Origin of the sequence: Bradyrhizobium sp. WSM1743 (assembly GCF_000473065.1) — a bacterium.
GTDB lineage: Bacteria > Pseudomonadota > Alphaproteobacteria > Rhizobiales > Xanthobacteraceae > Bradyrhizobium.
Genome location: NZ_AXAZ01000041.1, coordinates 50,216 through 73,310, shown reverse-complemented (window position 1 = coordinate 73,310; position 23,095 = coordinate 50,216). Strand labels below are relative to the sequence as shown.

The following is a 23,095-nucleotide window of genomic DNA, read 5'->3' as shown; positions in this document are numbered from 1 at the left end:
CAAGGAGCAGGCCATGTCTCAGAAACTCAACGCAGCGATCGCCGTGATCGGTATCGATATCGGCAAGAACTCGTTCCACGTCGTGGGGCACGATCAGCGTGGTGCGATCGTGCTGCGGCAGAAATGGTCGCGTGGCCAGGTGGAAACGCGGCTCGCCAACCTGCCGCCGTGCATGATCGGTATGGAGGCCTGCGTTGGCGCCCATCATCTCAGCCGCAAACTCCACATGCTTGGCCACGACGCCCGCCTGGCGGCGGTCCAGGGCTCACACGAGGCAGGTCCGGTCAAACCGTGACATCGGACCTATCCACACCCACGACGCCCAGCAGTCCGGCACCGATCCGATCCCCAGCTTCGCGTTCCGCGAAGCTGACCCTCTCCAACGGGGGCCCACAGGGAGAGGGTGCAGCGTCAGTGCGTCACCAACCTTGATCTTCTAAGCACTCACGCGTTTTCCATCCGGCCGCGACACAATCGCCGGCTTCGCATTCAGCGCCTCGACCTGGAAGCCCGCGACGCGCTTGTAGTTGGCGGCGATCTCTTCCAGCTCCTGCTGCGACAGCACGTCGGTGACGACCTCAAAGCCGTCGGGCGCGCGCTCCTCGACGAGCTGCATCACCTGCTCGGGGCCGTTCTTGCGGTTGAGCAGGACGAGGTCGGTGGTTGCGGGCCGGCGCTCGGCTTCGTAGGCGAGCAGCGCGGCTTGCGTCGGGCCGTGCGCCAGGATCTCGCGCGTGATGACGCGGGCATCGAGGATCGCCTGCGAGGCGCCGTTCGAGCCGACCGGGTACATCGGATGCGCGGCGTCGCCCATCAGCGTGACCCGGCCGAAGGTCCATTGCGAGGCGGGATCGCGGTCGACCAGCGGATATTCATAAGCGTGCGGGCAGTTCCTGATCAGGCCGGGGACGTCGAGCCAGTCGAACTGCCAGCTGTCGAACCAGGGCAGGAATTCTTCGAGCCGCGCCGTGCGGTTATAGTCCTCGCGTCGCCACTGATAGGTCGGCGGCATATGGCACTCCGCGACCCAGTTGATGAGGTGGTTGCCGTTTGCGTCCGGTTCTCTCGAGATCGGATAGCAGACGAATTTCAGGATCTCGTGGCCGGCCATGATCATGGTGCGACCGGTCAGGAAGGCCTTTGCCGGTGTGACGCCGCGCCAGAGGATGCGGCCGTTCCAGATCGGCGGGCCCTCATTGGGATAGAGCTTTTCTCGCGCGGCGGAATGGATGCCGTCGGCGGCGATCAGGATCGCGCCGTCGTAAGTGCCTGCGGCCTTGCCGGTCGCCTTGTCGATGAAGTCGGCGCGGACGCCGTTCGCGGTCTCGCTCCAGCCGGTCAGATGATGGCTGGTGAGGATGTTCTCGCGTCCGAGCCGCTCGACGGCGGTGTCGAGCAGGAGCTGCTGCAGCGTGCCGCGATGGATCGAGAATTGCGGCCAATTGTAGCCGGCGTCCAGCCCGCGCGGCTCGCTCCAGATCGGCTTGCCGTGCTTGGAGAAATAGGCGAGCTCGCGCGTCCGCACGCCGCTGGCGTCCAGCTTGTCCATCAGCCCGAGCTCGATCAGCTCGCGCACCGCATGCGGCAGCACGTTGATGCCGACGCCGAGCGGCTTCAGCTCCGCGACGCTCTCGAACACTTTCACGGGAACGCCGATTTGATGCAGGCTGAGCGCAAGGGTCAGCCCGCCGATGCCGCCACCGGCGATGAGTACCGTCATGAGAAAACCCCTCCAATTGAAGGCGTCTTGGCACAGCCGGGCGGAGGTGGGCAACTGCGAAGAGGACGTTGTGCTATGGACCTTGGGGGCGACAGCCGTTATTTTCCAGCTTTCCCATGAGGTCCGACATGCTCAAGCTCTACTACGCCACCGGCACCTGCGCGCTCGCCACCTACATCACCCTGGAGGAGGCCGGCGCCGACTACACGGCCGAACGGCTGAGCTTCAAGGACAACCAGCAGAACAGCCCGGACTATCTCGCCATCAACCCGAAGGGCCGGGTGCCTGCGCTGGTGACCGACCGCGGCGTCCTGACCGAGACGCCGGCGATGCTGGCCTACATCGCGCAAACCTTCCCCAAGGCGAAGCTCGCGCCGCTCGACGATCCCTTCGATTTCGCCCAGGTGCAGTCGTTCAACTCCTATCTATGCTCGACCGTGCACATCAACCACGCCCACAAGATGCGCGGCGCGCGCTGGGCGACGGAGGAGAGCTCGTTCGCCGACATGAAGGCGATGGTGCCGAAGACCATGGCCGCCTGCTTCAAGCTCATCGAGCAGAAGATGTTCAAAGGGCCGTGGGTGATGGGCGATCAGTTCACGATCTGCGACCCCTATCTCCACACGCTCTCGACCTGGCTCGAAGGCGACAGCGTCGACATCAATGCGACGCCGAAGATCGCCGATCATTTCAAGCGCATGTCGGACCGCCCCGCCGTGGCAAAGGTGATGGCCGCGCAGAAGGCGTAGGAACGGCCACATAGTCCCCTGTCGTCCCGGGCAAGCGTCAGCGCAGACCCGGGACCCATACCGCGGAATCTATCGGTTTCGATCGGTAGCAATCCCGGACGGCCGTCTTCGCCAAAGTACGTCCTGTGGCCATGGCTCCCGGATCGGCGCGCGCTTGGGGCGCGCTGGTCCGGGACGACACCGTGCTTGTTGAAACTGCAAAACTTATCCAGCCTTTTCCTTCTCCAGCTCCCGCCCCGTCTCCAGCATCAGCCGCCGCAGCCAGATCGAGCCGGGGTCCATCTGCGCGCGTGTCGGATGGAACATGAACTGCTCGTCGATCCCGGGGTCGAGCGGCGGCGTCACCGTGACGAGGCCGAGCTGCTTCGACAGCGCGGCGATCAGCCGGCGCGGCACGAAGGCGACGAGATCGGTGCGGGCGGCGACGTGCAGCGCTTCGAGATAGCCTGACACGACCAGCGAGATATGCCGCTCGATGCCTTTGGTGCGCAGCCAGGTGTCGATCAGGTCCTCAGCGCTGCCGCGGATGATCACGCCGACATGGCGCGCGGCCAGGAACGCCTCGCGCCGTTTCAGCCTCGCTCCAACGGGATGGCCGCGCCGCACCGCCAGCGCGTCGCTGTCGGTGTAGAGCAGTTGGCGGTGAAATCCCTTGAAGGCGTTGCCGATCGAGATCACGAGGTCGATGGTGCGGGCGAACTCGGCATGGAAGATCGCCGATCCCCGCCACGGCACGACGTCGATGCGGACGTTGGGTGCGGCCCGCGTCACCTTCTCCATCAATGGCGGCATCAACAGCTCGACCGCGAGATCGGGCATCATCAGGCGGAATTGCCGCTCGCTGCGCGCGGCATCGAACTCATCCGGCACGAACAGCCCGCGCACCTGGTCGAGCGCCTGCGCGAGCGGCGCGCGCAGCGCCAGGGCGCGTGGGGTCAGCTCCATCCGCGCGCCCGTGCGCACCAAGAGCGGATCGCCAAGGATGTCGCGCAGGCGCTGGAGCGCATGGCTCGCGGCCGGCTGCGACAGCCCGAGCCGCAACGCGGCGCGGCTGACATTGGCCTCACGCAGCAGTGCGTCGAGCGCGGTCAGCAGGTTGAGGTCAAGCGAATTCAAATTCATAAGGTGAATATATATCATATCTACTATCGATTTGAAGAATGCTGATCAGCCGGCGATGATCTTCGCGATGTCACACCACGGAGATGCCGCCATGAGCGCGACCGCCAACAAGAAACTGATGCAGGATATCTTTGCCGCCGCCGCCAATCCCGATCCGGCCGCGCGCGACCGCGCGCTGTTCAGCGCCAGTCTTGCCGAAGACGCCAAATGGGTCGTGACCGGGCAGTATTCCTGGTCCCGCACCTTTTCGGGCAAGGAGGCGATCCTCAACGATTTGCACGGCTATGTGCGCACGCGCTTGCGCGATCGCACGCGAACAATCGCTCACCGCTTCATCGCCGACGGCGACATCGTCGTGGTGGAAGCCAAGGGCGACAACGTCACGCCCGAAGGCGTGCGCTACGACAACGACTACTGCCTGGTGTTTCGCCTCGCCGACGGCAAGATCAAGGAGATCAGGGAATATTGCGACTCGGTTCTGACTGAGAAGGCGCTCGGTCCGTTTCCACACACGGCCGCGAGCGCCGCGGGCTAACGGCTTGAGCACGATCTGGTCTGCCGGCTGGCGCCATTCGTTTCGGCCTGCGAGGATCGTATCGATCTGGCGCAAGCTGGCGGAGATCATCCGGCTCCGGCGAGAGCGCGCGCGGATACATTGCCAGCTCGCCGCCATGAGCGAGCGGGAGCTTCTGGATTTCGGAATGACGCGGTCGGAGATTGCGTACGAGCTGAAAAAGCCTGTCCGGCGGAAATAGAGTGATACAGGATGCAGCCTCTATTTAGTCGCACCGTCCCTCGCTGGAGCCGCGGTGCAGGTCGAGGCGGCGGCAGTCCGCCCGACCCGCCCAATAGGCACTCATCCCGGCAAACGCATGCACCACATTGCATGCGGCTGCCGGCCTGCGCCAAAACCTTGCTCAACTGCCGATAAAATCAGCAAATTATATGTGCGCTGATGCGCACGACCGCGAAGAATTTGAAGGTTCAATTAAGGAGTGTCCTCCATTGTGTCGCGGTGCAGCGTAGGTCGCCAGGGCGCGTGCGGCTGCCGGAGTGGCCGTGACGATCACCGGAGTTGTCCGGCCCCTCGAATTCACATGCATCTGGGTGGACAGTGGGAATGCCGAAAATTCGTTTGCGGATCAGGGGACGCCTGTACGCAGGCTTCATGGCCCTGGTGGCGGTTGGTCTCGTGATGGCAGTGGTTGCCGTCTGGAATTTGCGGGACGTGCAGGATCAGGTCGCAAGACAATCCGCCCTCTCGGACAGTACGGCTCGGGTGCTGGAAATATCAGCCCATTTGCAGGCGATCCAGCGGGCCAACCTGCGCTACGTCTACGATGCCAACGAGTCCGCGATGAAGGAGGCGCAGGAGCGGGAGACCGCGGCGACCGAGCTGCTGCGGGTCGGCGCGAAGGGGACGCTCTCCGAGGAGCGGCGTGCGCTCTATAACGGTCTCATCGACGACATCGCCAAAATGCGACGCCTGCGTGACAATCTCGGCGACGCCGTCAACGAGACGAGAACGGGCAAGGCGACGCTGCTGCCGAGTGGCGAAGAGCTGGCCGTCAAGATGGGCAAGCTGGTCGATGCAGCGCGGGCTGCCGTCGACGAAGACACCGCGGCGCTGGTCGCAGACCTCGAATCCAGAATCCTTCTTGTTCGGGTCGCAAACTGGCGTTTCCTGGCCGTGCGTGACATCCAAGGGCCTGCGAATTTCAGGGCGAGTGTGGACAGGGCAGCGCAACGGCTCGCGGCGATCGAAAAGAGCCCGCAGGCGGCGGAGTTGCGCGCCACGCTCGCGCCGGTGAAGACTTCGCTCGGAATCTACAAATCGGCGTTCGAGACGACGTCCGCCGCGATGCTTCAGGCCGACGAGATCTACCACAAGAACCTCGCGCCCCTCATCGTCGACAGCATCGGCAAGCTCAAGGTCGCGGAAACGACGCTGAAGAAGGACTACCGGGACTCGCGCAACAATGCCGAAGCCGTGATCGCGGGAACGACGACCGTTCAGGAGATCGCGGGCGGCCTCGCGATCTTGTTCGGCGGCATCGTCGCCTTCCTGATCGCCCGCAGCATCGTCGGTCCGCTGACCTCGATGACGCACGCGATGGGGCGGCTTGCCGGCGGCAATCTCGAGGTCGAGATTCCCGGCCGCGGCAGGGCCGACGAGATCGGCGACATGGCCAAGGCGATCCAGGTGTTCAAGGACAACATGATCGAGACCGAGCGCATGCGCGCCGAGCAGGCCGAGCTCGAGGCGCGGCAGGCCGAGAGTCGTAAGAGAGACATGGTCAGGCTGGCCGACCAGTTCGAGCAGGCCGTTGGCGAGATCGTGAACACCGTGTCGTCGGCATCGAACGAGCTCGAGGCCTCCGCCGGCACCCTGACCACGACCGCCTCGCGCGCCCAGGATCTGTCGACCGAGGTGGCCTCCGCATCCCAGGAAGCCACCGCGAACGTCCAGGCGGTCGCCACCGCGACCGAGGAGCTGTCGTCCTCGGTCGGCGAGATTGCCCGCCAGGTGCAGGAATCCGCGCGCATTGCGGGCGAGGCCGTCGGCCAGGCCAGCCGGACCAACGACCGCGTCGGTGAACTCTCCAAGGCGGCCGCCCGGATCGGCGACGTCGTCGAGCTGATCAGCACCATCGCCGGCCAGACCAATCTCCTCGCGCTGAACGCCACAATCGAGGCGGCGCGTGCGGGCGAAGCCGGCCGCGGCTTTGCCGTGGTCGCCACCGAGGTCAAGGCGCTCGCCGAGCAGACCGCGAAGGCGACCGGCGAGATCGGCCAGCAGATTGCGAACATCCAGGCCGCCACCGAGCAATCGGTCGGCGCCATCAGGGAGATCAGCGGCACCATCGAGCGGCTGTCGGAGATCTCCTCTGCGGTCGCCGCCGCCGTGGAACAGCAGGGCGCGGCCACGCAAGAGATCTCGCGTAACGTGCTGCAGGCCGCTCAGGGCACGCAGCGGGTCTCGACCAATATCGGCGACGTGCAGCGCGGGGCGTCCGAGACCGGTTCAGCCTCCTCGCAGGTGCTCTCGGCGGCGCGCTTGCTGTCGGCCGATAGTAACCGCCTCAAGCTCGAGGTGACCAAGTTCCTGAACTCGGTCCACGCCGCCTAAAGTCTCAAAACGCAGAGGCCACGCGCATGCGCGTGGCCTCGAAGAGCGGCGCGATCAGGCCACCTTGGTCGTCATGTGCTTGAACATGTTGGCTCGCGCTTCGTCGTCCATCTCGGCCTTGAAGGTGAACTTGTCCTTCAGGGCGATGGCGCGCGCCGCCGCGGGGCGCGCCGAGATCTCGTCAACGAGCCGCTTCACATTCGGGTATCGCGCAAAGGCGTCGTCGCCGAGCTTGAACGGAACCATCCGCGCCCAGCCCCACAGCGCCATGTCGACGATCGAATAGCTGTCACCGACCATGTAGCGGCGGCCTTTGAGGTGACCGTCGAGAACCTTGTAGTGGCGATCGGTCTCGTACTGGTAGCGGTTATGGGCGTAGTCGTGGTTCTGGTCCTTCGGCGCAAAATGCTTGAAGTGCACGGCCTGGCCCGAAAAGGGCCCGACGCCGGTGGCGATGAACATCAGCCAGGACAGCATCTCGCCGCGCACGCTGGCGGCGGGCAGGAATTTGCCGGTCTTCTCGGCGAGATAGAGCAGGATTGCGTTCGAGTCGAACACGATGGTGCCGCCATCGTCGATCGCCGGCACCTTGCCGTTCGGATTGATCCTGAGGAACTCCGGCGTGAACTGCTCGCCCTTGCGGGTGTCGACCGCGACCGGCTCGAAGGGCAGGCCGGACTCTTCCAGATAAAGCGCGACCTTGGTCGGGTTCGGCGATCCGTTGAAATAGAATTTGAGCATCTCACATCTCCCCGATGTCTGTTGCCGCGTGCGGACGCGGCGTCGTTGGGCGGGCCTTGTCTTGCCTGAACCCCTTGCGGGAGAGCAACCGGCGAGTTTGCCGGGCGGTGTCTGCGCGTGGCGCAGATCAGGCGGCGTAACAGAGGCCGATTGCCGCCGTAATGACCATGGCCGTGCCCACGGCCTCCAGCCGCAGGCCGAGCCGTGCGGCGAGATGCATGTCGGAGGCCCGCGCCGCGCGCTCCGATCCGCGCGCGTAGCCGTGAACGATGACGTCGTGGTTGAAATTGTCGTGCGCCTCGTTGCTGCTGGCGAGCCCGACGCAGATCACGAGCACGCCGAAGATGGCGAGGCCGAAAAAGCCGAGCAGGGCGATCAGGAACATCGGAAACATGCCGAGCAGGAAGATCGGCAGCAGCGGCACCAGCAGCAATGTCTCGGACTCTCGTCGCATGGGCCCACCGGTCAGGACGGGGCTGACCGGGCGACTCTAGTCCTGGCGGGGACGGCTTTCAACCACTGCCGCCGTCATTCCAGGATGCCCATGCCGGCGCGGATCTCGGCACGCAACTCGTCGATCAGCTTGAGACCCTTCTTGGTCTCGACGTGCCAGAAGGTCCAGCCGTTGCAGGCCTGCGCGCCTTGCGCCACCGCGCCGATGCGGTGGATCGAGCCGACCTTGTCGCCCAGCATGATGGCGCCGTCGGCGCGGACCAGCGCGCCGAGCTTCTTCTTGGCGTCGAACAGTTTCGTGCCGGGCATGATCATGCCGCGCTCGATCAGCTCGGAGAACGCGACGCGCGGTGCCTCGCGTGCGGTCATGAACGGGGCAAGGCTCTCTTCCGGCAGCGGCTCGACCTTGGCGATGCGCGCCTCGGCCGCCTTGGCGTAGGCCTTATCGCGCTCGAAACCGATATAGGAGCGGCCGAGGCGCTTGGCGACGGCGCCGGTGGTGCCGGTGCCGTTGAAGGGGTCGATCACGAGATCGCCGGGCTTGGATGACGACAGCAGCACGCGCGCGAGCAGGCCTTCCGGCTTCTGCGTCGGATGCACTTTCTTGCCGTCGGCGCCCTTGAGGCGCTCCTCGCCGGTGCAGAGCGGGATCAGCCAGTCGGACCGCGCCTGCACGTCCTCATTGGCGGCCTTCAGCGCCTCGTAGTTGAACGTGTAGCCCTTGGCGTTCTCGTCGCGCGCAGCCCAGATCATGGTCTCGTGCGCGTTGGTGAAGCGGCGGCCGCGGAAATTCGGCATCGGATTGGTCTTGCGCCAGACGATGTCGTTCAGGAGCCAGAAGCCGAGGTCCTGCATGATCGCGCCGACGCGGAAAATGTTGTGATAGGAGCCGATCACCCAGATCGTCGCCGATGGCTTCATGGCGCGGCGGGCGGCGAGCAACCAGGCGCGGGTGAAATCGTCGTAGGCGGAGAATGAATCGAACTTGTCCCAGTCGTCGTTGACGGCGTCGACATGGGATTCGTCGGGGCGCTTGAGATCGCCCTTGAGCTGGAGATTGTAGGGCGGATCTGCGAACACCAGATCGACGCTACCTGCCTGAAGCTTCGACATCTCGGCGACGCAATCGCCGAGAATGATGCGATGCGACGGAGACTCAAAATTTGTGCGGGGCGCCCTTGCAGACGCCCCGCGACGCGACTCTACCATGACTCAAGAACTCTGACTCAGGCGACGCTGTCGGCGACGCGGGACCAAACAACCGACTGGCTGTTACATTGCAGGGGCAAAGTAAAAATCGACTTAACCCGCTGCTTTTCTGAGCAGGCCGTGCGTCGCGGTTTGTGCGCGCGTTGTCGTGTGCATTCGCCGTGTTTTACAGTGCATTTCGCGTTTGCTGCGGCTCGCGGCAGCAATCATGGCTGCAAAAAGGCTGCAAATTTCTCTCGGAAAAAATTGCTCGACCCTCGGAAAAAATTGCTGGCATCGACATGCTGTCGCACTAGGCAATTTTTGCCGACCACGATATTGATAAACGCAACGGAAATTTTACGTGTGTGGCGCGTTGAGCTTTCGCACTATTGTGCGCCGTCGAAACTGAATCAGGGACCCCAGAGGAAAGGCCGCCATGCGCTACGATGACTTCCGCCGCAGCGACGACATCGAGGATCGTCGTGATGAAGGTGGTGGCTTTGGCGGTGGGGGAGGAGGCGGGTTCGGCGTGCCCATGGGCGGCGGGGGGCTCGGCATCGGCACCATCATCGTGCTCGGCCTGATCGGCTATGCCTTCGGCATCGACCCGCGCATCCTGATCGGCGGCGCCGAGATCCTCACCGGCGGCGGCCATGCGCCGACCTACCAGACCGATCGTCAGGCGTCCTCGGGCAAGCGGGGCGCGCCGACCGACGAGATGGGCAGCATGATCTCCGGCATCCTCGGCGAGATCGACGATCGATGGAGCGAGATCTTTCAGGCCAATGGCCAGTCCTATACCGGTCCCAAGATCGTGCTGTTCCGCAATGCCACCAATGGCGGCCGCTGCGGCATGGCGCAGTCGGCAATGGGGCCGTTCTATTGTCCGCCCGACCGGACCATCTTTCTCGATACCGCCTTCTTCCGCGAAGTCGAGACGCGCTTTCGCGGCTGCTCCGGCAAGTCGGCGTGCAATTTCACGACCGCCTACATCATCGCGCATGAAGCCGGCCATCACATCCAGAACCTGCTCGGCATCATTCCGCGCGTGACGCGGCTGCAGCAGCAGGTCGGCTCGAAGGCCGAGGCGAACGCGCTTCAGGTGAAGGTCGAGTTGCAGGCCGACTGCCTGTCCGGCGTCTGGGTCAATCGGGAGGCGAAGAAGCGTCCGAACTTCCTCGAGCCCGGCGACATCGATGCCGCGCTGACCACGGCGAGCGCGATCGGCGACGACACGCTGCAGCGCCAGGCGACGGGACGCGTCGTGCCTGACTCCTTCACCCACGGCTCGGCGGCGCAGCGCAAGCAGTGGTTCATGACCGGCTACCAGCAGGGCACGGTCCAGGCTTGCAACACGTTCGGCGCGGGGGCGTTGTAGTGCGTCATTCCGGGGCGCGCGGAGCGCGAACCCGGAATCCGGATGTGATTGCGCGAGGTTCCGGGTTCTCGCTCCGCGAGCCCCGGAACGACACTTGAGGGTGAAGAATGGCCTCCATCGACGAAACAAAGCAGTTCATCCCGCTCAACATCGCGGTGCTCACCGTGTCCGACACGCGCGCGCTTGCGGATGACAAGTCCGGCCAGACTCTGGTCGACCGTCTCCTCGCTGCGGGCCATCGTCTCGCCGCGCGCGAGATCGTCACCGACGATGTCGAGGCAATTCGCGCCGTGATCCGCCGCTGGATTGCCGATAGCGGCGTCGACGTTGTCATCACCACCGGCGGCACCGGCTTTACCGGACGCGACGTCACGCCGGAGGCGATCGAGCCGCTGTTCGAGAAGCGCATGGATGGTTTCTCGATCGCGTTCCACATGCTGAGCCACGCCAAGATCGGCGCGTCGACGATCCAGAGCCGCGCCACCGCGGGCGTCGCGGGCGCGACCTACATCTTCTGCCTGCCGGGTTCGCCCGGCGCCTGCCGCGATGGCTGGGACGGCATCCTCGCAGCCCAGCTCGACTACCGCACACGCCCCTGCAATTTCGTCGAGATCATGCCGCGGCTGGACGAGCATTTGCGCCGGCCGAAGGCGCAGGGCGCGACGGTGTAGTTGCTCATCTTCCTTCTCCCTCATGTCCGCCGAAGCCTTGGCGAAGGCGGATGTGGGAGAAGGTGGCGCGAAGCGCCGGATGAGGGGTGTCCGTCGGTACGGTGTGCGCGGAGAGATACCCCTCACCGAGTGAGTGTGTGTGCGCCAGCGGAGATGCCCTCTCCCGCAAGGGGCGAGGGCACATTCATGCACGTCGCGCTCGCATCAAAGATCCAGCTCCCACGTCTCCCCGACCAGATCGGCACCGAAGCTGTGGTGCTTCTCTTCCTTCACGAGCTTGAAGCCGGCGCTCTTGTAGATGCCGCGCGCGGCGAGCAGGATGCTCTGCGTCCACAGCGTCATCTTGCTGTAGCCCCGCTCGCGTGCGCCCTGGATGCATTGCTCGACCAGTGCGCGGCCGACACCGAGCCCGCGCGCTTTCTTCTCCACCTGCAACAGGCGCAGCTTGGCGATCTGGTCCGTGGCCTTGACCAGAAAGATCGAGCCGACCGGCTCGCCTTCCACTTCCGCGATCCAGCAGTGCTCGCGCGCGGCGTCGTAGTTCTTGATGAACTGTGCGCAGATCTCGGCGACCAGCGCCTCGTAGCTGATGTCCCAGTTGTAGTCCGCGGCATAGGCGGCGGCTTGCCGGGAGATGACCCAGCCAATGTCGCCGACGCGATGGCTGCGCAGCATGAAAGCCGCGGGCTGGTTTCGCGGTGGCTCCAGTACAGCCTCGATGGTCGCCATGGCCTGGGTGAGCCGCGTCGCATCGCCGGGCGAAAGCTGAGCCAGCATTGCGGCGACCTCGTTTTGCGAGTTCAGGTTCAGCTTGGCGAAGGCCTGGCGGCCCTTGGCGGTGAGGCTGAGCTGGTATTGCCTGCGATCTGCCGGCAGGGGCCTTCGCGTGATCAGCCCCTTCTCGTCGAAGCTCTGGACGATGCGGCTGAGATAGCCGGGGTCGAGACCAAGCTCGTTTCCGATCTCCTTCGCCGCAAGGTCGTCGCGATGCGCGAGCTCATAGAGCACGCGCGCCTCGCTGAGCGAAAACGGGGTCTTGCCAAGGTGCTGGTCGAGCACGCCGAGCTTGCGGGTATAGAAGCGGTTGAAGGCGCGGACCGCTGCGATGTGGTCGTCGGCGACCTGTTCGGCCGCCGGGCTTGATGGCGAAGATTTGGATGGCATGGGTCACCTCAGATATTTGCCATTGTCAATTAATTACTTGACGCTGGCAAGTATCTCGGCGCTTCAGCCGACCATGACGATCCGGCTGCGCAGCATGGTCCGGGACGAGCGCCCGAGCCGCCGGAGCAGCCGCGCTTCGGAGTGGCGGGCGTGGGGCGGGTAGCCGCCGATCCGGTCGTAATGATCACGGGCGATCAACAGCCCTTGATCGCCGAGCGGACCGACGAGCTTTCGCGCCACGGCCCAGAGGACGTCGCGCAATGAGGTATTTGCGTAAGGCGAGCGCGCGTAGCGGAACACCGCCGCACGATCCCGGCCGCTGGTGGCGACGGCCTGGATGAACTGGGTGGTTTCCTCGATCCAGCCGGTTTCCAGCACGGCGCCTGCAGGCAGGAACATGAGCCATGGCGATCGGGCCTGGAGCGCGCCGGCGGCGAGCGCAGCTCCTTGCGAAGATCCCTCGAACCCGATGAAACGGCAGCCTGCGACGTCGGCAACGCGCTCGATGACGCCGTTGCGAGTGCCGTCGACCAGAAGGACCTCCCGGATGACGCCGGCGGCGGCGCCGGGGACCAGCGCGGCCAGGGTTGCGACCGCCGTCTGCTCGACACCTTCGGTCGGTATGATGACGCTCAGCATGATTGAGGCTTCAGTGTCGGCACTTCGGGAGAAGCGTAGCGTTGTATGATGTTGTCATAAACCCGTCGCGTTGCCGAGTGCAACTTTCCGGCGGCGCTTCGGCATGCGATGGTAAACCGCAGCCAGTCATCGCAGCCAAAGGTGTCATGCGCGGGCTGGAAATGTTGCCGAATGTTTCGGCACAAGCTCATCCCGGCGGTATTAACCCGAAGCTTCACGCGACATTTCGCTGCGCGCGGGCAGTCGGTCCCTCTCAGACGAGGATGCTGCTTGCAACATAGGTCGAACGAAGATGTGTGATCTTGGTCCCGGGAGAGGCCTCACATGAACGCCGATCAACTCGCTGTGGGCACGGCGCCAGCGTCGCCGAAGCAGGGGACTGCGCCGACCTTGCGGATTCGGGCGCTGATGCTGGGCGAGCGCATCAATGCTTCCAGCCTGGAGATCGGCACGCTGGTCTCCTCGACGCCGGCTGCCTTCCGCGTCCATGCCGGCCTTGCCGTAATCTTTCGCTACGGCGTCGTCGTGCTGATCGGGCTGCTTCCGTCCGAGGAGAAGGTCCTCATCGACAGCCTGAAGTCGCGTGTGACCGGCGAGCTCAGCCCGTACGAGGAGGAGATCGCGCAGGCGCAGCTCTGCAACGATGAAGCCGCCGAGACGATCCAGCCGGGCGGGCCGATCTGCCTCGCCAAATTCTCCGACGACCGGCTGCTGCTGGTTGCGGATGCGCTCGCCAAGAGCACGTCGCTGGCGCGCGACGAGCGCCGCGTCGCCGCGGTCTTCGATGTGATCGAGCCGTTTGCACGGGAGCTCGCCGAACGCGGCGGCACGCCGCGCCGGCGCAAGGGCATTCTGCAATTGATCGGCAATGCACTGCTGGTGCAGCAGCGCGTCGCCGGCCGCGTCGCGGTCGCCGAGAAGCCCGACGTGCTCTGGGAGAAGCCCGAGCTCGATCGGCTCTATTCCCGTCTCGAGGACGAGTACGAGTTGAAGGAGCGCCTCGACACGCTCGAGCGCAAGCTCACCGCGGTATCGGAGACCGCCAACGCACTGACCGACATCATCGACACCCAGCGCTCGCTCCGCCTGGAGATTGCGATCGTGGTCCTGATCGTGATCGAGGTCGCGATCGGGTGTTTTCAGATATGGTCGGGCACGCATTAGAAATCCGCGGGCGAGATGCGCGTTATTGTGCCCTCTCCCCTTGCGGGAGAGGGCAGCGCGGAGCTGCCGGCCGCATTTCACACGCGCTAAGTCGCTGGAGTTCCGGTCCATTGCAGCACCGCCGCACAATGCCGCGCGATCGTCAGTTCTTCATTCGTTGCAATGACGAACACTTCGACGCTGCTATCGCCCCGGCTGATGCGCTCGCGTGCGGCATCATTCGCAGCCAAATCGATGCGCACGCCGAGCCACGCCAAGCGCTCGCCGATCGCGCTGCGGATCTCCTTGGCATGCTCGCCGATGCTGCCGGTGAAGATCAGACAGTCCAGGCCGCCGAGCGTGGTCGCCATCATCGCGACCTGCTGCGCCGCACGGAAGGTGAAGAGATCGACCGCCTCTCGCGCCGCAACCTCGCCGCTCGCCAGCAGCGTGCGCATGTCCGCGGAGGTGCCGGAAACGCCAAGCAGGCCTGACTCGTGATAGAGCAGGTGCTGGACCTCCTCGACCGACATGCTCTCGTGTTGCTGTAGATACAGCAGCACGCCGGGATCGATCGTGCCGCAGCGCGTGCCCATCACGAGACCGTCGAGCGGCGTCAGTCCCATCGTGGTGTCGACGCTGCGGCCATTGTGCAATGCGCAGAGGCTGGCGCCGTTGCCGAGATGCGCGATGACGGTGCGCCTGGCCGCGAGCTCCGGCGCGATCTCGGCCAGGCGCCCCGCGACATATTCGAAAGAGAGGCCGTGAAATCCGTAGCGTCGGACGCCGCGGTCCTCATAGCGCCTCGGAATCGCGAAGCGGCTCGCCGGCGGCGCAAGGCCGTGGTGGAAGGCGGTGTCGAAACACGCGATCTGGGTCAGCTCGGGCCGGACCGCCGCGAGCGTGCGGACTGGCGCAAGGCAGCGCGGCTGGTGCAGCGGCGCCAGCGGCGTCAATGCCTCCAGCCTCGCGGTGATGTCGTCCGTCAGGACGACCGGGCCTGAATAATCCGGCCCGCCGTGAACGATGCGATGACCGACGGCACGCAGGTTGCGTTCGCCGAACCGGTCCTCGATGAAGCCGAGCACGTCGGCGAACAGATGGCCACCAGCAGCGTCCGGCGCCGCCTTCCTTGTCTCGAACAGGTCTTCGCCGGCCGGGCCCTTCACCACGAGCCGGGGTCTTGCCTCGTGCTCATCGAGCACGCCCTTGCAGAGCAGGGCGGGCTCAGCCGCCAAGACATCGAACAGGCCGAACTTGATGCTCGACGATCCCGAGTTGAGGACGAGGACCGTGCCCGACATGGCTAGTCGCCGGCCTCAGCCGGCGTGTTGCCGCCAGCGCTGTTCGGCCAGACCCAGTCGCGGATCTCGGGCATATCCTCGCCATGCTCGCGGACATAGCGGGAGTGCTCGATCAGTCTGTCGCGGAATTGCTGCTTCACCGGCGCGGCTCTGGTTGCAAGCCCAGGCACGCGCTCGATCGCCTCGATCGCGAGGTGGTAGCGGTCGAGCTCGTTCAGCACGACCATGTCGAAGGGTGTCGTCGTGGTGCCTTCCTCGGCAAACCCCCGCACATGCATGCCGGCATGGTTGGTGCGATTATAGGTCAGCCGATGGATTAGATAGGGATAGCCGTGATAGGCGAAGATCACAGGCTTGTCGCGCGTGAACAGGCTGTCGAAGTCGCGGTCGGACAGACCGTGCGGATGCTGCTCTCTGGGCTGCAGCGTCATGAGGTCGACGACATTGACGACGCGGATCTTCAGATCGGGCAGCGCCTTGCGCACCAGGTCGACGGCGGCGAGCGTCTCCAGCGTCGGCACGTCGCCGGCACAGGCCATCACCACGTCGGGCTCGGTGCTCGTGTCCTCGTTGCCGGCCCAGGTCCAGATGCCGATGCCGGCATCGCAATGCGTCGCCGCGTCCTTCATCGAGAGCCATTGCGGCGCCGGCTGCTTGCCGGCGACGATCACGTTGATGCGGTTGTAGGTGCGCAGGCAATGGTCGGCTATCCACAACAGCGTGTTGGCATCCGGCGGGAAATAGATACGGACGATGTCGGCCTTCTTGTTGGCGACGAGATCGACGAAACCGGGATCCTGATGGCTGAAGCCGTTATGGTCCTGACGCCAGACATGTGAGGTCAGGAGATAATTGAGCGAGGCGATCGGGCGCCGCCACGGCAGGTCGCGCGTGACCTTCAGCCATTTGGCGTGCTGGTTGAACATGGAATCCACGATGTGGATGAAGGCCTCGTAGCAGGAGAAGAGGCCGTGGCGTCCGGTGAGCAGGTAGCCTTCGAGCCAGCCCTGGCAGAGATGCTCGCTCAGCACCTCCATCACGCGCCCGTCTTGCGCAAGATGCACATCGTAAGGCTCCGTCGGCTCCATCCACACCCGCTCGGTCGCGTCGAATACTGCATCCAGCCGGTTTGACGCGGTCTCGTCCGGGCCCATGATGCGGAAATTGCGCGCCTCGGTATTGAGGCGAACGACGTCGCGTAGGAATTTGCCGAGCTCGCGCGTCGCTTCTGCGATGACGCCGCCCGGCTGCGGCACGTCCACCGCAAAGCTGCGGAAGTCCGGCAGCTTCAGCTCCTTCTTGAGCAGGCCACCGTTGGCATGCGGATTGCCGCCCATGCGCCTGTTACCTTCAGGCGCCAGCGCCTGAAGCTCGGGGACAAGTGCGCCATTCGCGTCGAACAGTTTTTCCGTCTCGTAGCTGCGCATCCAGTCTTCGAGGATCTTCAGATGCGCAGGGTTCTCGCGGCAGCTCGCAACGGGCACTTGATGCGCGCGCCAAAAACCCTCGACCTTCTTGCCGTCGACTTCCTTCGGGCCGGTCCAGCCCTTTGGGCTGCGCAGCACGATCATCGGCCAGCGTGGCCGCTCGACGCTTGTGCGCCCGTCACGGGCATGCTGCTGGATCGAGCGGATACTGGCGAGCGCAACATCGAGCGCATCCGCCATGGCGTGGTGCATCAATTTTGGATCGTCTCCCGCGACGAACAGCGGCTCGTGGCCGAAGCCGCGGAACAGTTCGCGGATCTCGCTGTCGGGCATCCGCCCCAGCACGGTCGGGTTGGCGATCTTGTAGCCGTTGAGATGCAGGATCGGCAGCACCGCGCCGTCATGAGCCGGGTTCAGGAACTTGTTGGAGTGCCAGGACGCAGCTAACGGGCCGGTCTCCGCCTCGCCGTCGCCGACGACGCAGGCAACGATCAAATCAGGGTTGTCGAATGCGGCGCCATAGGCATGCACCAGCGCGTAGCCGAGCTCACCGCCTTCGTGGATCGAGCCCGGCGTCTCCGGCGCCGCATGGCTCGGGATGCCGCCGGGGAAGGAGAACTGCCTGAACAGCTTGCGCAATCCGTCCGTATCGCGCGCGATGTCGGGATAGATCTCGCTGTAGCTGCCTTCGAGATAGGTGTTGGCGACCATGCCCGGGCCGCCATGGCCGGGCCCGCAGACATAGATGATGTTGAGGTCCAGCGCGCGGATGACGCGGTTGAGATGGGCGTAGATGAAGTTCAGGCCGGGCGTCGTGCCCCAATGGCCGAGCAAACGCGGCTTGATGTGCTCGGGCCGCAGCGGCTCGCGCAGAAGCGGATTATCGAGCAGGTAGATTTGACCGACGGAAAGGTAGTTGGCGGCGCGCCAATAGCGATCGAGCAGATCGAGGTCGCCGGTCGCGGCGGCCGTTTTTTGTTGAATTGTCATGTTCCAGTCGGCTTTCACCCAGCGATCGTCACCAACTTTGTTCCGGCGCGATCGATCCCTGTGCGGGATCAAACGAAATCGCGGTGGCGGGCATGGTGCGTGAGGTCAAAGGCGCGCCCGAAATTTGGGCGGCTACTTTGCATGGGGTTGTTTTCACGCTTTTTGTTTGTGTTCTTGATTTGTTCCGTTTACGTGCTATCTTGGCTTCATGAGTCGAGCATCCTCTAGTGCCCTCAAGCACCCGCCGGTCACGGCGCCCTCCGAGCCGGCGGGTGCGCCTTCAGATTTCCCCGAGCTTGGCGTCGCCATCGACCGCGCGCGCAGGCGAGGGCGGGGCGCACAATCCAATGCCAGCGGCCGCTACGAGGCCGAGGCGCGCGTCGCCTTCGACGACGGCTGGCAGAGCCTTGAGGATTTGCCGCCGTTCAAGACGACGGTAGCGGTCGACACCTCGCGCAAGGTGATCACCCGCAACGACTCCCCAGATATCGGTTTCGATCGCTCGATCAATCCCTATCGCGGCTGCGAGCATGGCTGTGTCTATTGCTTCGCGCGGCCGACCCACGCCTATCTCGGCCTGTCGCCGGGGCTCGACTTCGAGTCGAAACTGTTCGTGAAGCCCGAGGCGCCTTCGCTGCTTGAGAAGGAGCTCGCCGCATCCGGCTACGAGCCGCGGATGATCGCGATCGGCACCAACACCGATCCCTATCAGCCGATCGAGCGCGAGCGCAAAATCATGCGCGGCATTTTGGAGGTGCTGGAGCGCACGGGGCATCCCGTCGGCATCGTCACCAAATCGGCGCTGGTCGTGCGCGACATCGACATTCTCCAGCGCATGGCCAAGCGCAACCTCGCCAAGGTCGCGATCTCCGTCACCTCGCTCGATCCGAAGCTGGCGAGGACCATGGAGCCGCGCGCCTCGACGCCGCCGAAGCGGCTGGAGGCGCTGAAGCAGCTCTCAGATGCCGGCATTCCCACCACCGTGATGGTCGCGCCCGTGATCCCCGCGCTGAACGATTCCGAGATCGAGCGCATCCTCGACGCCGCCGCCCATGCCGGCGTCAAGGAAGCCTCCTACGTGCTGCTGCGGCTACCGCTGGAGGTGCGTGATCTCTTCCGCGAATGGCTGATGGCGAACTACCCGGACCGCTATCGCCACGTCTTCACCCTGATTCGCGACATGCGCGGCGGCCGCGACTACGACGCGAAATGGGGCGAGCGGATGAAGGGCACCGGTCCGATGGCCTGGACCATCGGCCGCCGCTTCGAGATCGCCTGCGACAGACTCGGCCTCAACAAGCGGCGCTCCAAGCTGACCACGGACCACTTTGCGCGGCCGAAGCGGAACGGCGATCAGCTCAGCCTGTTCTAGGCGGCGCTCCCGATCGTTGCGAGCGGATGCGGCAGCCACACAATCGGTGTCGCCCCGGACAAGCGCTAGCGCAGATCCGGCGCCCATAGCCACAGGATTGGATTTGGCGGAAACTCGGAGTTGCCGGCTAGCGCCACAACCACTTTTTGGGGCTATGGGTCCCGGATCGGCGCGCGCTTGTGGCGCGCTTGTCCGGGACGACAGCAGAAGAGTGGCAGGCTGAATAACGGGAATTACCCCGAGTTCCCGGTTGCGGAGGCGGGCTGGCTTGCGCACGATCCCGGCCATGATTCGGGACCTATCCGCCAAGCCGGCCAAGAACGCGCCAAAGAAGGATGCCGCCGGGAAGGCTGCATCGAAGGTGACCAACCGCGCAATGGACAAGGTCGAGGCCGCCAAGGTCGACGCGGGCAAGAAGGGCGTCATTGCCATTGCGCCCCCCAGCTTCCGCCGCGAGCGCGCGCTGATCAAGCGCGGCGTCTGGCCGGTCGCCGGTTGCGACGAGGCCGGCCGCGGCCCGCTCGCCGGCCCCGTGGTGGCGGCGGCGGTGATTCTCGATCCCGATCGCATTCCGCGCGGCATCGATGATTCCAAGCGGTTGACGGCCGAGGAGCGCGAGAAGCTGTTCGACAAGATCTGCGCCACCGCGCAGGTCTCGGTCGCCGTCGCCTCGCCCGCCCGGATCGACCGCGACAACATCCTGCGCGCCTCGCTGTGGGCGCTGAACCGCGCCGTGGTGGCACTGCCCGAGGCGCCCAGGCACGTCTTCGTCGACGGCCGCGACCGGCTCGACACGCAATGCGATTGCGAGGCGGTGATCGGCGGCGACGGCATCGTGCTGTCGATCGCCGCGGCATCCATTGTCGCCAAGGTCACCCGCGACCGGCTGATGTGCGCCCTGGCGCAGGACTGCCCCGGCTACGGCTTCGAGCAGCACAAGGGCTATGCCGTCCCCGAACATCTCGAGGCGCTCGACCGCCTCGGCCCGTCCATCCACCACCGCAGTTTCTTCGCCCCCGTCGCCGCCGCCCGCGCCAAGCACATGCCCTGGACCGTCGAGCCGGTGCAGGACTTGTTCGAGGTCGCCGAGGTCGAGGTGCAGGTGGAGGCGCAAATCGAGCTCGACGCTTCCACAGGCCTCTAGGATTCCACTGCAACTGCGGAACTCCTCGCCTCTCCCCGCGTGCGGGGAGAGGCCGGAATGCATCGAAGATGCATTCCGGGTGAGGGGGAGTCTCCGCGAGCCCAACTCTCACCTTCCTTGCGGGGGCTCCCCCTCACCCGACCATCCCCGCAAGCGGGGAGAGGGAGGAGAGACGCGGTTGCCACGACGCGCAGCGCCCATTATCAAAACGGATGTGAGCGAATAGGGCCGGCTGGACTGGCTGCATCATTCGGACGTTGCATGCGGTTTACCTCCCTGGTCATCGAGCTCATTCGCGCCCGGCCGCGGCTGATCGTGTGGATCGCCGTGCTGCTTCAGGCCGCGATGTGGCTGTTCGTGGCGCTGGTGTTCTACCGCAGCCCGCCCGGTACCCTCGCGACGCTCCTGGCCTTCGGCAGGGAATACCAGGTCGGCACCGATCTCGGCCCGCCGCTGCCGGTCTGGCTCGCCGACATCGCCTATCGCGCCGCCGGTGGTCATATGTTCGGGGTCTATGTGCTTGCCGAGGTGTGCGAGATCGCGACCTTCATCGCGCTCTTTCATCTGTCTCGCGCCGTGGTCGGCTCCCAGCACGCGGTGCTCGCCGTGCTCTTGACCATGACCGTGCTCGCCTTCTCCTCGTCCGCGCTCGACTTCGGCCCGCTGGTGCTGGCGCGGCCGCTCTGGGCGCTATTGCTGCTGCACTCCTGGCAGATCATCGGCCAGCGCCGCGGCAATGCCTGGTTCGCCTGGTCGATCGAAGCAGGCCTCTTGCTGCTGACGACGCCCGCCGCGATCTTTCTGCTCCCGCTGATCGTCGTCTTCGCGATCTCGACCGCCGGCGGCCGCAGGACGCTACGCGGGCTCGATCCGCTGTTTGCGCTGATCGTCGTCGCCGTGCTGGCGCTGCCCTATGGGGTCTGGCTGATGCGTGCCGAGACGTTGACGCTGCCGGCCTTGCCGCACGTCGCCGAGCTCAGCGCCCGTGCGCTGCATGCGGCCTGGCTGCTCGGAGGGTTGGTGCTCGGGGCCGCGGCGATCCCGGCGCTGACCTTTCTCAATACCGGGGTGTTCGCTGGCAAGGGCGAGGAGCCACCGATCATCTTCCGCCCGCCGGTCGAGCCGCTCGCGCGCAACTTCGTCTATTTCTTCGCGCTGGCTCTTCCGCTCGGCGCGGTGCTGATCTCCGGCTTGATAGGGCTCGACTCCGTCGTCGGCGGCGCTGGTGTCGTGCTGGTCATGTCGGGGCTTGCCGTGGTCGTCGCGGCCAGCGATCTCATCGCGATGCGCCGCGCGCGGATGCTGCGCATGGTCTGGGCCGCCGCCGTCGCCGCACCCGCCGCCGGCGTGGTGCTCGCCGTCCTGTTCCTACCCTGGACCGGCACGAGCGAGATTGCGACTTCGATGCCGGCGCGCGCGATCTCGGACTTCTTCGACGAGAGCTTTGCCCGCCGCACCAATCATCGCCTGCGGGCGGTCGCCGGCGAGACCCAGCTCGCCAGCCTGATCGCGCTGCATTCCGGCCGGCCGCATCTCTTCATCGACGCTGACCCTGCGCGTACGCCGTGGATGAACCAGACGAAGTTCAGCGAGACCGGCGGCGTCGTGGTCTGGCGCGCCTCCGATACCGCCGGCACGCCGCCGCCGGACATCCTCAAACGCTTCCCCGGCATCGTGCCGGAAGTGCCCCGCGCTTTCGAATGGCTGGTGACCGGCCGCCAGCAGCTCTTGCGCATCGGCTGGGCCATCGTTCGGCCGAAGGGGACGTGAGCCGCGCGCTTGCTATCTCCGGCGTCATTGCGAGGAGCCCTTGCGACGAAGCAATCCAGGATCTTTCCGCCGAGGCACTCTGGATTGCTTCGCTGCGCTCGCAATGACGGGGAGGGCGCGTACTGCACCTCACGCGCCCGCCAGCGCCTTCGCGATCGACCGCAAATCCTGCCAGGCCAGCCGTTTGTACGCCGGCGAGCGCAACAGATAGGCTGGGTGGAACGTCGGCAGCGCGCGGATGGTGCGTGCGCCGGTGTCGTAATCGAACCAGCGTCCGCGGGTACGCATGATGCCTTCGCGCGTTCCGAGCAGTGTCTGGGTCGAGGGATTGCCAAGCGTCACCAGCACGTCGGGATTTACCAGCTCGATCTGGCGCTGGATGAAGGGCAGGCAGATCTGCGTCTCCTGCGGCGTCGGCGTCCGGTTGCCGGGCGGCCGCCAGGGAATGACGTTGGCGATGTAGGCGGTGGTGCGGTTGAGGCCTATGGCTCCTATCATCAGATCGAGCAGCTTGCCGCTGCGCCCGACGAAGGGCAGTCCCTCGATGTCCTCGTCGCGGCCGGGCGCCTCGCCGACGAACATGATGCGCGCCTGCGGATTGCCGTCGGCGAACACCAGCCGCGTCGCGGTGTGCTTCAACGCGCAGCCCTCGAAATTCTGCATCAGCTCGCGCAGCGCCTCCAGGGTCGGCGCCGTGCGCGCGGCCTCGCGTGCCGAGGCGATGGCCACTTCCGGTGCAGGCGCGGCCTCGCCGCGCATGACCGCGGGCGCCGTAACCGGCCGGGGCGCCTCGGCTGGCGACGCCGCGCGTGGGGCCGGCGGCGGCGCATCGATTTCCGCCAGGCGGTCTATCGGTTCCTCCGCTAGCGCGCAGTCGACTCCGGCCTCCAGATAGAAGGCGAGCAGCTCTCGGACGGTGGGTGCGGGTTCGGGGATCATGGGAAAGACTGACTTTTATATCACCTTGGAGGGCCTTGCATCCCGGCG

Annotated in this window: 20 protein-coding genes and 1 pseudogene; 11 read left to right on the top strand and 10 right to left on the bottom strand. The window is 65.3% G+C overall.

Annotation, left to right across the window (positions count from 1 at the left end; all coding sequences use genetic code 11):
• Window positions 1–13: 13 nt before the first annotated feature.
• Window positions 14–250: pseudogene (locus YU9_RS0123285) on the top strand (IS110 family transposase); the annotation flags it as partial.
• Window positions 251–436: 186 nt separating this feature from the next.
• Here YU9_RS0123285 and YU9_RS0123280 read toward each other — a convergent pair.
• Window positions 437–1,720 carry a flavin-dependent oxidoreductase gene (locus tag YU9_RS0123280; RefSeq protein WP_027574955.1) on the bottom strand — a complete coding sequence of 428 codons (1,284 nt, stop codon included), beginning with the start codon at window positions 1,718–1,720 and terminating at the stop codon, window positions 437–439.
• A 128-nt stretch (window positions 1,721–1,848) separates the two neighbouring features.
• Here YU9_RS0123280 and YU9_RS0123275 point away from each other — a divergent pair, with 128 nt between their 5' ends.
• On the top strand, window positions 1,849–2,469 hold the full coding sequence (locus YU9_RS0123275) for a glutathione S-transferase family protein (RefSeq protein WP_027574954.1): 621 nt from the start codon (window positions 1,849–1,851) through the stop codon (window positions 2,467–2,469).
• Between the two features lie 204 nt (window positions 2,470–2,673).
• On the opposite strand, the gene YU9_RS0123270 is transcribed toward YU9_RS0123275, so the two are convergent.
• Window positions 2,674–3,591, bottom strand: a complete 918-nt coding sequence (locus tag YU9_RS0123270) for a LysR family transcriptional regulator (RefSeq protein ID WP_027574953.1) — start codon at window positions 3,589–3,591, stop codon at window positions 2,674–2,676.
• 91 nt (window positions 3,592–3,682) lie between these two features.
• On the opposite strand from YU9_RS0123270, the gene YU9_RS0123265 reads away from it, so the two are divergent.
• The 3 genes from YU9_RS0123265 (at window position 3,683) to YU9_RS0123255 (ending at window position 6,721) form a co-directional block, all read left to right on the top strand.
• Window positions 3,683–4,126 (top strand): nuclear transport factor 2 family protein, encoded by a 444-nt coding sequence (locus tag YU9_RS0123265; protein WP_027574952.1) that lies wholly within the window; start codon window positions 3,683–3,685, stop codon window positions 4,124–4,126.
• Between the two features lie 4 nt (window positions 4,127–4,130).
• Window positions 4,131–4,346 carry a DUF1127 domain-containing protein gene (locus YU9_RS42320; RefSeq protein ID WP_036017919.1) on the top strand — a complete coding sequence of 72 codons (216 nt, stop codon included), beginning with the start codon at window positions 4,131–4,133 and terminating at the stop codon, window positions 4,344–4,346.
• Window positions 4,347–4,711: 365 nt separating this feature from the next.
• Window positions 4,712–6,721 (top strand): methyl-accepting chemotaxis protein, encoded by a 2,010-nt coding sequence (locus YU9_RS0123255; RefSeq protein ID WP_027574951.1) that lies wholly within the window; start codon window positions 4,712–4,714, stop codon window positions 6,719–6,721.
• 54 nt (window positions 6,722–6,775) lie between these two features.
• On the opposite strand, the gene YU9_RS0123250 is transcribed toward YU9_RS0123255, so the two are convergent.
• From YU9_RS0123250 to YU9_RS0123240, 3 genes are all read right to left on the bottom strand, one after another.
• A complete protein-coding gene (locus YU9_RS0123250) occupies window positions 6,776–7,462 on the bottom strand; it encodes a glutathione S-transferase family protein (RefSeq protein ID WP_027574950.1) in 687 nt (228 codons plus the stop codon).
• Window positions 7,463–7,589: 127 nt separating this feature from the next.
• A complete protein-coding gene (locus tag YU9_RS0123245) occupies window positions 7,590–7,916 on the bottom strand; it encodes a hypothetical protein (RefSeq protein ID WP_027574949.1) in 327 nt (108 codons plus the stop codon).
• Window positions 7,917–7,990: 74 nt separating this feature from the next.
• Window positions 7,991–9,124 carry a site-specific DNA-methyltransferase gene (locus YU9_RS0123240; RefSeq protein ID WP_027574948.1) on the bottom strand — a complete coding sequence of 378 codons (1,134 nt, stop codon included), beginning with the start codon at window positions 9,122–9,124 and terminating at the stop codon, window positions 7,991–7,993.
• 418 nt (window positions 9,125–9,542) lie between these two features.
• Here YU9_RS0123240 and YU9_RS0123235 point away from each other — a divergent pair, with 418 nt between their 5' ends.
• Together YU9_RS0123235 and moaB are read left to right on the top strand one after the other, a co-directional pair.
• Window positions 9,543–10,484, top strand: a complete 942-nt coding sequence (locus YU9_RS0123235) for a neutral zinc metallopeptidase (protein WP_027574947.1) — start codon at window positions 9,543–9,545, stop codon at window positions 10,482–10,484.
• A 107-nt stretch (window positions 10,485–10,591) separates the two neighbouring features.
• Window positions 10,592–11,155: a molybdenum cofactor biosynthesis protein B gene (gene moaB, locus YU9_RS0123230; protein ID WP_027574946.1), complete on the top strand. Its 564-nt coding sequence runs from the start codon at window positions 10,592–10,594 to the stop codon at window positions 11,153–11,155.
• 204 nt (window positions 11,156–11,359) lie between these two features.
• On the opposite strand, the gene YU9_RS0123225 is transcribed toward moaB, so the two are convergent.
• Together YU9_RS0123225 and YU9_RS0123220 are read right to left on the bottom strand one after the other, a co-directional pair.
• Complete coding sequence (locus YU9_RS0123225) at window positions 11,360–12,319, bottom strand: helix-turn-helix domain-containing GNAT family N-acetyltransferase (RefSeq protein WP_051380488.1); 960 nt, start codon at window positions 12,317–12,319, stop codon at window positions 11,360–11,362.
• Between the two features lie 63 nt (window positions 12,320–12,382).
• Window positions 12,383–12,958 carry a glycosyl transferase gene (locus YU9_RS0123220; protein ID WP_027574944.1) on the bottom strand — a complete coding sequence of 192 codons (576 nt, stop codon included), beginning with the start codon at window positions 12,956–12,958 and terminating at the stop codon, window positions 12,383–12,385.
• A gap of 324 nt (window positions 12,959–13,282) precedes the next feature.
• Here YU9_RS0123220 and YU9_RS0123215 point away from each other — a divergent pair, with 324 nt between their 5' ends.
• A complete protein-coding gene (locus YU9_RS0123215) occupies window positions 13,283–14,122 on the top strand; it encodes an RMD1 family protein (protein ID WP_027574943.1) in 840 nt (279 codons plus the stop codon).
• 86 nt (window positions 14,123–14,208) lie between these two features.
• Here the strand turns inward: YU9_RS0123215 and YU9_RS0123210 are convergent, their stop codons facing one another.
• Both YU9_RS0123210 and YU9_RS0123205 read right to left on the bottom strand, forming a co-directional pair.
• Window positions 14,209–15,405 carry an acetate/propionate family kinase gene (locus YU9_RS0123210; protein ID WP_027574942.1) on the bottom strand — a complete coding sequence of 399 codons (1,197 nt, stop codon included), beginning with the start codon at window positions 15,403–15,405 and terminating at the stop codon, window positions 14,209–14,211.
• 2 nt (window positions 15,406–15,407) lie between these two features.
• Window positions 15,408–17,822, bottom strand: coding sequence for a phosphoketolase (locus tag YU9_RS0123205; RefSeq protein WP_036017925.1), 2,415 nt, complete (start codon window positions 17,820–17,822; stop codon window positions 15,408–15,410).
• A gap of 208 nt (window positions 17,823–18,030) precedes the next feature.
• Between YU9_RS0123205 and YU9_RS0123200 the strand changes: the two genes are divergently transcribed.
• The 3 genes from YU9_RS0123200 (at window position 18,031) to YU9_RS0123190 (ending at window position 22,108) form a co-directional block, all read left to right on the top strand.
• Entirely contained in the window at window positions 18,031–19,194 is a 1,164-nt protein-coding gene (locus YU9_RS0123200; protein ID WP_027574940.1) for a PA0069 family radical SAM protein, read from the top strand.
• A 286-nt stretch (window positions 19,195–19,480) separates the two neighbouring features.
• Entirely contained in the window at window positions 19,481–20,338 is an 858-nt protein-coding gene (locus YU9_RS0123195; protein WP_027574939.1) for a ribonuclease HII, read from the top strand.
• 261 nt (window positions 20,339–20,599) lie between these two features.
• The gene (locus YU9_RS0123190) at window positions 20,600–22,108 is read left to right on the top strand and encodes a glycosyltransferase family 39 protein (protein WP_027574938.1); all 1,509 of its coding nucleotides are present in this window, start codon (window positions 20,600–20,602) and stop codon (window positions 22,106–22,108) included.
• Between the two features lie 129 nt (window positions 22,109–22,237).
• Here the strand turns inward: YU9_RS0123190 and YU9_RS0123185 are convergent, their stop codons facing one another.
• The gene (locus YU9_RS0123185) at window positions 22,238–23,047 is read right to left on the bottom strand and encodes a uracil-DNA glycosylase family protein (RefSeq protein WP_027574937.1); all 810 of its coding nucleotides are present in this window, start codon (window positions 23,045–23,047) and stop codon (window positions 22,238–22,240) included.
• Between the last annotated feature and the right edge of the window lie 48 nt (window positions 23,048–23,095).

Coding starts and splice junctions, on each gene's coding strand:
- YU9_RS0123235 (WP_027574947.1), top strand. CDS start 9,543: ATGCGCTACGATGACTTCCGCCGCAGCGACGACATCGAGGATCGTCGT.
- YU9_RS0123195 (WP_027574939.1), top strand. CDS start 19,481: ATGATTCGGGACCTATCCGCCAAGCCGGCCAAGAACGCGCCAAAGAAG.
- YU9_RS0123275 (WP_027574954.1), top strand. CDS start 1,849: ATGCTCAAGCTCTACTACGCCACCGGCACCTGCGCGCTCGCCACCTAC.
- YU9_RS0123200 (WP_027574940.1), top strand. CDS start 18,031: ATGAGTCGAGCATCCTCTAGTGCCCTCAAGCACCCGCCGGTCACGGCG.
- YU9_RS0123190 (WP_027574938.1), top strand. CDS start 20,600: ATGCGGTTTACCTCCCTGGTCATCGAGCTCATTCGCGCCCGGCCGCGG.
- YU9_RS0123250 (WP_027574950.1), bottom strand. CDS start 7,462: ATGCTCAAATTCTATTTCAACGGATCGCCGAACCCGACCAAGGTCGCG.
- YU9_RS0123270 (WP_027574953.1), bottom strand. CDS start 3,591: ATGAATTTGAATTCGCTTGACCTCAACCTGCTGACCGCGCTCGACGCA.
- YU9_RS0123220 (WP_027574944.1), bottom strand. CDS start 12,958: ATGCTGAGCGTCATCATACCGACCGAAGGTGTCGAGCAGACGGCGGTC.
- YU9_RS0123225 (WP_051380488.1), bottom strand. CDS start 12,319: ATGCCATCCAAATCTTCGCCATCAAGCCCGGCGGCCGAACAGGTCGCC.
- YU9_RS0123265 (WP_027574952.1), top strand. CDS start 3,683: ATGAGCGCGACCGCCAACAAGAAACTGATGCAGGATATCTTTGCCGCC.
- YU9_RS0123280 (WP_027574955.1), bottom strand. CDS start 1,720: ATGACGGTACTCATCGCCGGTGGCGGCATCGGCGGGCTGACCCTTGCG.
- YU9_RS0123240 (WP_027574948.1), bottom strand. CDS start 9,124: ATGGTAGAGTCGCGTCGCGGGGCGTCTGCAAGGGCGCCCCGCACAAAT.
- YU9_RS0123185 (WP_027574937.1), bottom strand. CDS start 23,047: ATGATCCCCGAACCCGCACCCACCGTCCGAGAGCTGCTCGCCTTCTAT.
- YU9_RS0123245 (WP_027574949.1), bottom strand. CDS start 7,916: ATGCGACGAGAGTCCGAGACATTGCTGCTGGTGCCGCTGCTGCCGATC.
- moaB (WP_027574946.1), top strand. CDS start 10,592: ATGGCCTCCATCGACGAAACAAAGCAGTTCATCCCGCTCAACATCGCG.
- YU9_RS0123205 (WP_036017925.1), bottom strand. CDS start 17,822: ATGACAATTCAACAAAAAACGGCCGCCGCGACCGGCGACCTCGATCTG.
- YU9_RS0123210 (WP_027574942.1), bottom strand. CDS start 15,405: ATGTCGGGCACGGTCCTCGTCCTCAACTCGGGATCGTCGAGCATCAAG.
- YU9_RS0123215 (WP_027574943.1), top strand. CDS start 13,283: ATGAACGCCGATCAACTCGCTGTGGGCACGGCGCCAGCGTCGCCGAAG.
- YU9_RS0123255 (WP_027574951.1), top strand. CDS start 4,712: ATGCCGAAAATTCGTTTGCGGATCAGGGGACGCCTGTACGCAGGCTTC.